The organism is Autumnicola edwardsiae, from assembly GCF_031846505.1.
Lineage (GTDB): Bacteria > Bacteroidota > Bacteroidia > Flavobacteriales > Flavobacteriaceae > Autumnicola > Autumnicola edwardsiae.
The window spans coordinates 25,505-36,104 of sequence record NZ_JAVRHP010000032.1 but is presented as its reverse complement, the minus strand read 5'-3'; the positions used below and the strand labels follow the sequence as shown (position 1 = coordinate 36,104).

11 protein-coding genes are annotated in these 10,600 nt (G+C 39.3%); 10 read left to right on the top strand and 1 reads right to left on the bottom strand.

Features of this window, described 5'->3' with window-relative positions; genetic code table 11:
- Positions 1-61 precede the first annotated feature (61 nt).
- Positions 62-1,270 (top strand): BaiN/RdsA family NAD(P)/FAD-dependent oxidoreductase, encoded by a 1,209-nt coding sequence (locus tag RM529_RS08105; RefSeq protein WP_432264527.1) that lies wholly within the window; start codon positions 62-64, stop codon positions 1,268-1,270.
- Here RM529_RS08105 and RM529_RS08100 read toward each other — a convergent pair.
- Positions 1,267-1,749 carry a TspO/MBR family protein gene (locus RM529_RS08100; RefSeq protein WP_311484305.1) on the bottom strand — a complete coding sequence of 161 codons (483 nt, stop codon included), beginning with the start codon at positions 1,747-1,749 and terminating at the stop codon, positions 1,267-1,269. The genes RM529_RS08105 and RM529_RS08100 overlap by 4 nt on opposite strands.
- A 93-nt stretch (positions 1,750-1,842) precedes the next feature.
- On the opposite strand from RM529_RS08100, the gene RM529_RS08095 reads away from it, so the two are divergent.
- The 9 genes from RM529_RS08095 to RM529_RS08055 all read left to right on the top strand — a co-directional run bounded on the left by RM529_RS08095 (position 1,843) and on the right by RM529_RS08055 (position 10,492).
- The gene (locus tag RM529_RS08095) at positions 1,843-2,934 is read left to right on the top strand and encodes a diphosphomevalonate decarboxylase (protein ID WP_311484304.1); all 1,092 of its coding nucleotides are present in this window, start codon (positions 1,843-1,845) and stop codon (positions 2,932-2,934) included.
- Between the two features lie 9 nt (positions 2,935-2,943).
- Positions 2,944-3,297: a four helix bundle protein gene (locus RM529_RS08090; protein WP_311484303.1), complete on the top strand. Its 354-nt coding sequence runs from the start codon at positions 2,944-2,946 to the stop codon at positions 3,295-3,297.
- Positions 3,298-3,334: 37 nt separating this feature from the next.
- Positions 3,335-4,273, top strand: coding sequence for a mevalonate kinase family protein (locus RM529_RS08085; protein ID WP_311484302.1), 939 nt, complete (start codon positions 3,335-3,337; stop codon positions 4,271-4,273).
- 11 nt (positions 4,274-4,284) lie between these two features.
- The gene (locus tag RM529_RS08080) at positions 4,285-5,190 is read left to right on the top strand and encodes a geranylgeranylglycerol-phosphate geranylgeranyltransferase (RefSeq protein ID WP_311484301.1); all 906 of its coding nucleotides are present in this window, start codon (positions 4,285-4,287) and stop codon (positions 5,188-5,190) included.
- A gap of 103 nt (positions 5,191-5,293) precedes the next feature.
- Entirely contained in the window at positions 5,294-6,145 is an 852-nt protein-coding gene (locus tag RM529_RS08075) for a pseudouridine synthase (RefSeq protein ID WP_311484300.1), read from the top strand.
- Between the two features lie 340 nt (positions 6,146-6,485).
- Positions 6,486-7,889, top strand: a complete 1,404-nt coding sequence (locus RM529_RS08070; RefSeq protein ID WP_311484299.1) for an arginine decarboxylase — start codon at positions 6,486-6,488, stop codon at positions 7,887-7,889.
- Positions 7,890-7,947: 58 nt separating this feature from the next.
- Positions 7,948-8,823 carry an agmatinase gene (speB, locus tag RM529_RS08065; protein WP_311484298.1) on the top strand — a complete coding sequence of 292 codons (876 nt, stop codon included), beginning with the start codon at positions 7,948-7,950 and terminating at the stop codon, positions 8,821-8,823.
- Positions 8,816-9,787: a deoxyhypusine synthase family protein gene (locus tag RM529_RS08060; protein WP_311484297.1), complete on the top strand. Its 972-nt coding sequence runs from the start codon at positions 8,816-8,818 to the stop codon at positions 9,785-9,787. Before speB ends, RM529_RS08060 begins: the two co-directional genes overlap by 8 nt.
- A 108-nt stretch (positions 9,788-9,895) precedes the next feature.
- The gene (locus RM529_RS08055; protein WP_311484296.1) at positions 9,896-10,492 is read left to right on the top strand and encodes a hypothetical protein; all 597 of its coding nucleotides are present in this window, start codon (positions 9,896-9,898) and stop codon (positions 10,490-10,492) included.
- Positions 10,493-10,600: the final 108 nt, after the last annotated feature.

Here is a 10,600-nt window from a genome sequence, read left to right as displayed (position 1 = left end):
TGATAACTGATAACTGATAACTGATAACTGATAACTGATAACTGATAACTGATAACTGATAATGCAGTATGATATTTTAATAATTGGAGGAGGGGCTGCGGGTTTTTTTGCGGCAATAAATGCTGCAGAGATGGATCCCGGGGCGAAAATTGCCATTTTGGAACGTGGGAAAGAAGTGCTTTCTAAAGTACGGATTTCCGGCGGTGGCCGTTGCAACGTCACTCACGCCGAATTTCTTCCGAAGGAGCTGGTGAAAAATTATCCGCGGGGAGAAAAAGAGTTGCGGGGTCCTTTTCATCAGTTTATGACGGGGGATACCATCGCCTGGTTCGAAAAACGAGGCATTGAGCTTAAAATAGAGGAAGACGGGAGAATGTTTCCGGTTTCAGATACTTCAGAAACGATTATCAACTGTTTTTTATCAGAAGCGGAGCGGCTCAAGATTCAGGTTCGTAAAAGTGAAGCTGTAAAAACGCTGCACTGGAAAGATTCGCACTGGGAGGTCGGCACTCAAAAAAGCACATTATCGGCCTCTAAAGTTTTAATTGCCACAGGAAGCAATCCTAAAATCTGGAATCTTCTCGAAAAGCTTGGTCATAGCATTTCGCCGGCGGTTCCGTCGCTTTTCACCTTCAATATAAAAGACAATCGAATTGCGGATCTTCCTGGCATCTCCACTCATGCCGAAGTTAAAGTGCAGGGAGAAAAACTTCAGGATGAAGGCCCGGTTTTGATTACCCACTGGGGATTAAGCGGACCCGCAATTTTACGATTATCGGCCTGGGGTGCACGCGAGCTTCATGACCTGGAATACAATTTTAATGTTGAGGTAAACTGGTTGCCGGGATTTTCTTCCGAAGAAATTCTGGAGCAATTGAAGGTCCTTAAGTTCGATTTGGCGAAGCAACAGGTGTTTAAAAAAGCGCAATTTGAACTTCCAAAGCGATTGTGGCAAAATCTGGTAACTGCATCTAAAATTGAAGGTAATACCACGTGGGCAGATCTTAATAAAGATGAGCTCCTTCGACTTGCGCAGCAGCTTACCGCAGCTGTCTTTCAGGTAAATGGCAAAAGTACTTTTAAAGAGGAATTTGTAACTGCCGGCGGTATCGACCTTAAAGAAGTAAATTTTAAAACTTTTGAGAGCAGGATTCACAATAACCTGTTTTTTGCAGGCGAAGTTTTAAATATTGATGCGGTTACAGGAGGTTTTAATTTTCAGAACGCGTGGACGGGCGGTTATCTTGCTGCCAAAGCGATGACTTCTTAAAGATAATTAAGGCGCCAGATTTCAAAATTAATTATCGCTGCAAAAAGCACCCAAACAGCATACGGGACCATGAGGTAAGCCGCACGGTCACTTATAATCTTAAACCATTTTATGGTTATGAGCACCAGGATAAAAAGCGCAATAATGTCCAGCAAAGCCCAGAAAGGCCTGTGCAGCCCGAAGAATAAAATCGACCAGAAGGCATTCAGCAATAATTGAAACCCAAAATGATAAAGTGCAACTTTTACCCATTTATGGTAGAAGCCTTTATGCCATACAATCCCGGCAGCAATGCCCATAAAGGGGTACATAAGTAACCAGACAGGGCCAAAAATCCATTCCGGCAAATTAAAAAGTGGCTTGTCCAGCTGCGGGTACCAATCTGTATAACCGGTTTGCATCGCCAGCGAAGCTATAAACCCGAAAAGCAGGCAAATACCTACGGATATAGAACTTCGTATAATTAAATTGCGGCTCATTTAGATTGGTTTGCCTACTAAAATAGAAATTTATTTGATTTTCTTCTTCATCCCTGGCTAACATAAAACATTATATTTGTTAAAATTTTCAAGATGACGGAAAAGGATTTTATTCCGAAAAGATATTCAGAAAGCATGGAGCATGGGAGCGTTTCGTGGGAAGCTCCAAGTAACATTGCATTGGTGAAGTATTGGGGTAAAAAGGAGCACCAGATTCCTGCAAATCCATCGGTAAGTTTTACGCTGAAGAATTGCAGGACAATTACCAGACTGGATTTTTCTAAAAAAGAAAATCAGTCCGACTTTGATTTTGAGATTTATTTTGAAGGAAATAAAAAAGAAGATTTTAAACCGAAAATAAAGACTTTCTTCGAAAGGATAGTGCAATACGTTCCTTTTTTGAAAGAGTACAAATTCGAAATTCATTCAGAAAATACCTTTCCTCACAGTAGCGGCATCGCTTCTTCGGCCAGCGGAATGGGTGCTTTGGCGCTTTGCGTTGTGAGCCTCGAGAAAAAACTTAATCCGGAAATGACAGAAGGCTTTTTCAGAAAAAAAGCTTCATTTTTGGCAAGGCTGGGATCGGGGAGTGCCTGCAGGAGTATAGAAGGTGATATCGTTGTTTGGGGTAAGCATAAGGAAATCCAGGGAAGCAGTGATTTGTTCGGAATAAAATATCCTGATGAGGTTCACGAAAACTTTAAAAATTATCAGGACACCATTCTGTTGGTTGATAAGGGTACAAAGGAAGTGAGTAGTAGTGTAGGCCATAATTTGATGCACAATCATCCTTTTGCTGAAGCCAGATTTGCACAGGCTCATGAAAACCTTGCCAAACTGAAGCCTGTTTTTGCTGAAGGCGATTTAAAACAATTCATCGAAATTGTGGAAAGTGAAGCATTGACGCTGCATGCGATGATGATGAGTAGCCGGCCCTATTTCATCCTTATGAAACCATACACGCTGGAAATCATCAATAAAATCTGGAATTTTAGAAAACACACCGGATTACCCGTATGTTTTACGCTGGATGCCGGTGCGAACGTACATGTGCTCTATCCTGAAAAAGATAAAGTAAAAGTTTTAGAATTCATTAAGAATGAGTTGGTTGCGTATTGTGAAAATGGGCACTATATTTGCGATTCGGTAGGGGACGGAGCAAAGCAATTGTCAGATGACAATTGATAATTGACAATGGAGAGAGAAAATGCGATAAGAAAAAAGAGCTTTCTATTCTCTGTGAAAGTTGTTACTTTGTATAAGTTTCTGGTTTCTACGAAGAAGGAGTTTGTGATGTCTAAGCAACTACTAAGGTCGGGAACGGCAATAGGAGCATTGGTAAGGGAAGCTGAACAAGCAGAAAGTAGAGCAGATTTTATTCATAAGCTATCCATAGCACTTAAGGAGGCGAATGAAACGGAATATTGGCTTGATTTATTGAAGGCGACAGAGTACCTAAATCAAGAACAGTACGAGGAGTCGCAAAAGGACATAAAGGAGATTCTGAAATTATTGATTGCTATAGTTAAGAAGATGAAGCAGAAATAATTTTCAATTTTCCATTAACATTTGTCAATTTACATTTATGAAAGGACCTTTATTTTATTCAAAAATTTTACTCTTTGGAGAGTACGGGATCATCAAAGATTCCAAAGGTTTATCTATTCCTTACAATTTCTACAACGGTGCTTTAAAAGTTTCGGAAAAACCTTCTGAAGAGGCTAAGAAGTCTAACGACCATCTAAAGAATTTTGCCGATTACCTGAAAACCCTGGAGCAAAAACATCCCAAACTCGTTCATTTTGATCTTAAAAGTCTGAATGCAGACATAGAAAAAGGAATGTATTTCGATTCCAGTATTCCGCAGGGATATGGTGTTGGTAGTAGCGGGGCACTCGTTGCTGCGATTTATGACAAATACGCTACAGATAAAATTACCGTTCTTGAGAATCTAACGCGGGATAAACTTTTAAAACTGAAGAAGATTTTTGGTAAAATGGAATCTTTCTTCCACGGAAAATCCTCCGGACTGGATCCGCTCAACTCGTATTTAAGTATTCCTATTCTTATAAATTCCAAAGATAATATTGAGCCGGCAGGTATTCCTTCTCAAACTGAAAAAGGAACAGGTGCTGTCTTTTTGCTGGATAGTGGTATCACGGGCGAGACAGGGCCAATGGTGAGTATCTTTATGGAGAATATGAAACAGGAACCTTTCAGAAAAATGCTGAAAGATCAATTTGTAAAACATACCGATGCCTGCGTAGAGGACTTTTTAAAGGGAGATGTGAAATCACTTTTCACCAATGTTAAAAGTCTTTCGAATGTGGTGCTGGACAACTTCAAGCCAATGATTCCTGCGAAATTTCATAAAATCTGGAAACGCGGAATTGATACTAACGATTATTACCTCAAACTTTGTGGTTCCGGTGGCGGCGGTTATATTTTAGGTTTTACCGAAGATATAGAGAAAGCCAGGAAATCCCTTAAAGGTTATAATTTAGAAGTAGTTTATAACTTCTAAAACACAGTTACATGGCGGCCTTGATGAACAAACGCTTTTTGTTGAAGCTGTTAAGTTTGTTTTCGGTAGTTCGCGGTTATAATATCCTTATTATTGTAATTGCGCAGTATCTTACTTCAGCCTTTATACTTGCGCCAGCCCTTCCTTTGCGGGCGGTGTTTTTTGACGATAATTTATTCTTTTTAATCCTTTCTACGGCTACCGTTATTGCCTCGGGATATATTATCAATAATTTTTACGACAGCGAAAAAGACTTTATAAACCGCCCTAAAAAAACGATGCTGGACCGTATTGTGAGTCAGCGTACCAGGCTTTCCGTTTATTTTATCCTTAATTTTGCGGCGATATTTTTTGCCAGTTATGTGTCTTTTCGGGCGGTGGTTTTCTTTTCGCTATACATCTTTGTAATCTGGTTCTATTCTCACCGGCTCAAGAAGATCCTTTTTGTGGGAAACCTGGTGGCCTCTATCCTCTCTATTGCACCTTTTTTTGCGATTTTTATCTATTATAAAAATTTTGAGACTGTAATATTTATTCACGCTATCTTTCTTTACTTCATGATTGTTATGCGGGAACTGGTAAAGGATCTGGAAAACATGCCGGGAGACCTGGCGCAAAATTACCGTACCATACCTCTAGTATATGGGGAGAAATGGAGTAAATTTTTCCTGGCAATTCTTACAGTATTAACGCTTATACCTATACTCCTTTTAACCACCACGTTCGAGATTGGATATATGGATTATTATTTTTATGCCTCCTTTCTCCTTTTGGTGCTGTTCCTTTTGTTCCTCTACTTCAGCAAAGCAAAATGGCAATATTTATTACTCCATAATATTCTGAAACTTATTATTGTTGCCGGCGTTTTCAGTATTTTATTAATTGATATGGATGAAGTTCTTAATCGGGTATTTTAAATTTTTCTTCGGAAGAAATCCAGCAAATACTTTCAGTTTAAAACTTTTGGCAATAACTTAGTTAACTCGCAATCTAACCAGTATCTTTGCAAAAAATATCAGTATGAGCAGGAACGACAAATCTTCAGGAGGAAAAATGAGCGGAAGACAAGGTGGTGGTGAACGAAAAAAATCTTATTCCAGGGGAAATGCGCCCGTTAAAAAAAATACAGAAGCTAAAGAAAAATCAAAGTCTGCTTCAGCTTCTGATGGTATTCGTTTAAATAAATATATCGCGAACGCCGGAGTCTGCTCAAGACGTGATGCCGATATTTATATTTCTGCCGGAAATGTTACGGTTAATGGGAAAACAGTAACCGAAATGGGTTATAAAGTGCAGCTAAACGATGACGTAAAATTTGATGGCCGCAGTTTAAATCCTGAAAAACCTGAATATTTTCTACTGAATAAACCTAAAGGTTTTTTTACTACCGGAAGCGTTGTAAAAGGAGGACGCACTGTAATGGACATTATGGGCAAAGCTTCCAAATCCAAACTTGATCCTGTAGGAAAACTGGATACGCAGGCCATGGGACTTTTGTTATTTACTAATGATGGTACCCTGGCCAAAAACCTGGCAAAGCCAAAGAACGGAATCAGGCAGATTTATCATTTGGAGCTTAATAAAAGCCTTAGCCAGGAAGACCTGGAGAAAATAAGGGAGGGTGTTTTTGTTGATAAGACAAAGCTTATCGTGCAGGATGTTAGTTATGTGACTGACAGGCCTAAGAACGAAGTTGGCTTGGAAATAAAGAGCATTAAACCGCATATCGTTCAGAAGTTATTTAAAACTCTGGGCTACGAAGTCGTAAAACTCGATAGGGTGGTTTACGGCGGACTCACAAAAAAGGATTTACCAAGAGGAAGGTTCCGTTCCCTTACACAACAGGAACTAATCAACCTGAAAAACCTTTAAATTAAGTTCCGTAGGCCGATAATTGCCTTTTTAGAACACTGGCTTTGAGCGACGATCTCAGATTAAAATAATTTCTTCTAGATTATTTACTTTTTATACATTTGCAGCAGTTTTATTTCAACATTAAAGCTAAAACTACTGATGGACAACATTTTAAAAGGTTGAAAGTACTCTTTTTCATCCTGAAGAAATACAATTTACGTATTACAGCCGGTTTTCTGCAAAGCGGAAAGCTCCGGCTACTGCCCCCTCAGCTTTTCTTAACAATAATTTATAAATCAAATTTATTGGTACTATAAATTAATGCCTAATTTTTATTTTTTAAATTTAAATCTATCCATTGAATACTAAGTACAGCGATCTCATTGATCAAACCTATTATTTCCCTCAGGAAGAATTCAAATTAGAAGAAAACAGTCTTCATTTTCACGACATCGACCTAATGGAACTTGTAGAAAAATATGGTGCTCCGCTCAAATTCACCTATTTACCTAAGATTTCTGAAAATATTAACCGCGCCAAGAGCTGGTTTAAAGAAGCCATAGAAAAACATGCTTATAAGGGAAAATATAACTACTGCTACTGCACTAAAAGTTCACATTTTGAACATGTTTTAAATGAAGCGCTTAAGAATGATATCCACATCGAAACCTCTTCGGCTTTTGATATCAATATTGTGGAAAATTTGAAGGCTTCAGGAAAAATTACCGATGATACTTACGTGATCTGTAATGGATTTAAAAGAGATCAGTACATTTCCAATATTTCCCGTCTCATAAACTCAGGTCATAAAAATTGTATCCCGATAATTGACAATTATGAGGAGATAGACCTTCTTTCAGAAAATATAAATGGTGATTTTGAAGTGGGAATAAGGATCGCTTCAGAAGAAGAGCCGAAATTTGAATTTTACACCTCCCGTCTCGGGATTGGGTATAAAAATATTGTTCCGTTTTATAATCAAAAGATAAAAGACAGTGAGCAGGTAAACCTTAGGATGCTGCACTTTTTTATTAATACGGGAATCCGCGATACGGCATATTACTGGAACGAGCTCAACAAATGTCTAAAGGTTTATACCAGCCTTAAAAAGATTTGTCCAAGTCTGGATAGCCTCAATATTGGCGGCGGTTTTCCAATCAAAAATTCCCTGGCGTTCGATTATGATTACGCCTATATGGTAGATGAAATTATCAACCAGATCAAACTTGCCTGTGAAGAGGCAGATGTGGATGTGCCGCATATTTTTACAGAATTCGGAAGTTTTACCGTAGGTGAAAGCGGTGGTGCGATCTATGAAATTCTCTATCAGAAACAACAGAACGACCGTGAGAAATGGAATATGATAAATTCTTCATTTATCACCACGCTTCCTGATACCTGGGCTATTAGTAAGAAATTTGTGATGCTTGCCGTTAATCGCTGGAACGAAGAATACGAACGCGTTCTTCTTGGCGGGTTAACCTGCGACAGTGATGATTATTACAATTCTGAACAGAATACCAATGCGATTTACCTTCCGAAGTTCAGGAGGGACAAGCCGCTTTATATAGGATTTTTCAACACAGGCGCCTACCAGGAAACTATCGGCGGCTTTGGAGGTCTGCAACATTGCCTTATTCCGCAGCCTAAACACATCCTTATAGACAGGGATGAGAATGGAGCGTTAACCACCGAAGTATTCAGCAAACAGCAAAATGTAGAAGACATGCTGAATATATTAGGTTATGCTTCAGGCAATTGAATTAAAAATTAATAACTTAGTTCTCATAATTTCAGTTTAAAACAATCAACAACTAGCAATGAGCAAAAAGAATTACGCAGGCATACCAGATAAATATGCTCGTATAGACGACGCAAAAGTGGTATTAATTCCTGTTCCTTACGATGGGACCAGTACCTGGCAAAAAGGAGCAGATAAGGGTCCCGATGCATTTTTAGAAGCTTCAGAAAACATGGAGCTTTACGATATCGAAACCCGAAGCGAGGTGTACAAAAAAGGAGTTTATCTTGCTCCCCCGGTAACTGAAGATTCTTCTCCAGAAAAGATGGTGGAAGCGGTTTATAAGACCACCAAAAACTATATAAAACAGGACAAATTTGTGACCCTTTTTGGTGGAGAACATTCCATTTCTATAGGTTCTATCCGTGCTTTTAACGAAGCTTTTGAGGAGCTAACCGTTGTACAGTTTGATGCTCATGCAGATCTGCGGCCAGAGTACGAAGGTTCTAAATGCAACCATGCCTGTGCTGTTCACGAGGCCAGTAAAAATACAAACCTTGTGCAGATAGGAATCCGTTCTATGGATATTTCTGAAACTGACCATATGGATGAGAACCAGGTTTATTTTGCTCATGATTTATATGAAGACTGGCAGGAGGATGCTATCGGACAAATGACTCCAAACGTTTTTATCACCATAGATCTGGATGCTTTTGATCCATCTATTCTGCCTTCTACGGGAACCCCGGAGCCGGGAGGTTTGTTCTGGTACGAAACGCTGGAATTTCTGAAAACGATGTTCAAAAAGAAAAATGTAGTAGGCTTTGATATTGTAGAATTGAACCCGAATGAAAGTGATAAATCTTCAGATTTTCTTGCGGCCAAACTCTATTACAAAATGTTGAGCTACAAATTTAAATATGCAAATTTTAACGAAGACGACGAAGATGAGTAAAGGAGCGATCTCCCAATTTATAGAAAAATATTATTTACACTTTAATTCTGCAGCGCTTGTAGATGCTGCCAAAGATTACGAAAAGCAGCTTGAAAACGGCTCTAAAATGCTGGTTTCGCTGGCAGGAGCAATGAGTACAGCCGAGCTGGGTAAGATTTTTGCCGAGATGATCCGGCAGGATAAGGTGCAAATTGTTTCCTGTACGGGTGCCAACCTGGAAGAGGATGTGATGAACCTTGTGGCGCACTCACATTACAAAAGAGTGCCTAATTACAGGGATCTTACGCCAAAAGAGGAGTGGGAACTGTTGGAAAAAGGGCTAAATCGCGTAACCGATACCTGTATTCCTGAAGAAGAAGCTTTTAGAAGAATTCAGCAGCATATTGTAAAAATATGGAAAGATGCTGAAGAAAAAGGAGAACGTTATTTTCCGCATGAATTCGTATATAAACTTGTACTTTCAGGAGTTTTGGAAGAGTATTACGAGATTGACCTGAAAGATTCCTGGATCTATGCAGCTGCAGAGAAAAACCTGCCAATGGTTGTTCCCGGTTGGGAAGATAGTACGCTAGGCAATATCTTCGCTTCCTATTGCTTAAAAGGAGAATTAAAGCCGTCCACCATGAAATCGGGCATTGAGTATATGACATTCCTTGCAGACTGGTATACCGATAATTCCAAAGACGGAATCGGATTTTTCCAGATTGGTGGCGGTATTGCGGGAGATTTCCCAATTTGTGTGGTGCCAATGCTTTACCAGGACATGGAAAGAACAGATACGCCGTTCTGGAGCTATTTCTGCCAGATCTCAGATTCTACTACCAGTTATGGATCGTATTCCGGTGCGGTGCCTAACGAGAAAATTACCTGGGGTAAACTGGACATTAATACCCCAAAACATATTATTGAAAGTGATGCAACCATTGTGGCGCCACTGATTTTTGCGTATCTGCTGGATATGTAAATTTGCTTTTAAAATAAAACCAGGGGTCTAAAAGGTAAAATATCGTCCTGCTGATAAGATTTCGGCCAGGTGAAAATACCTTTTAGACCTTTTCATATTTTTGTTTAGATGAAGAAATTGTTGTGGTATGGCTGCATAACAGCCTTACTTTTTCTCACCTCATGCCATGTTCCTTCCTATACTTTTGACCCACGTTCCACACGGGCTGCTATAAAATTTGAAGAAGGCAAATACCTGTTGAATAACATAAAGGCTCCGGAAAGCATCAGGCAAAAACTTGAAGAAATGGTTACTGAAGAAATCTCGCAGTATCTTCAGAAGGATATCACTCTGGTTAGAAATGCGGGAGGAGTTTTTATTCCTTTTACCATTCCGGAGAATCCCGACGCAGCATTTCTTAAAAGCCTAAAGACAGGAATATCTGGATACGACTATCTAGTTAACGTCAGGACAGAAATTTTAAGTGATGATATAGAAGATATGGAGGTGGGCAATATTCAAAATTCCGAAGAAAACCTGGTGAGTGTTTCTTTGGAAATATTTGATTTAAAGTCCGCTCAAAGTATTTATTTTCAGAAGGTTTCAGGACATCTCTCTGCTAAGGATGACAGCAAAGATTTTTCCTTCGCCAAAAGTTCAAAAAGTATGGTCGTAAAAAGCCTGAAGAAAATCCTGAAAAGGATTGAGAAAAATCACCTTCCGTAGACCTGCAGCCTACACAACGCTCTCTATTAACAGAGATTTATCAAAAAACAAGCGGGTTCAGTTTATCTTTTTACCTAATATTGGCTGCACTACTGCCGTGTAAAATAC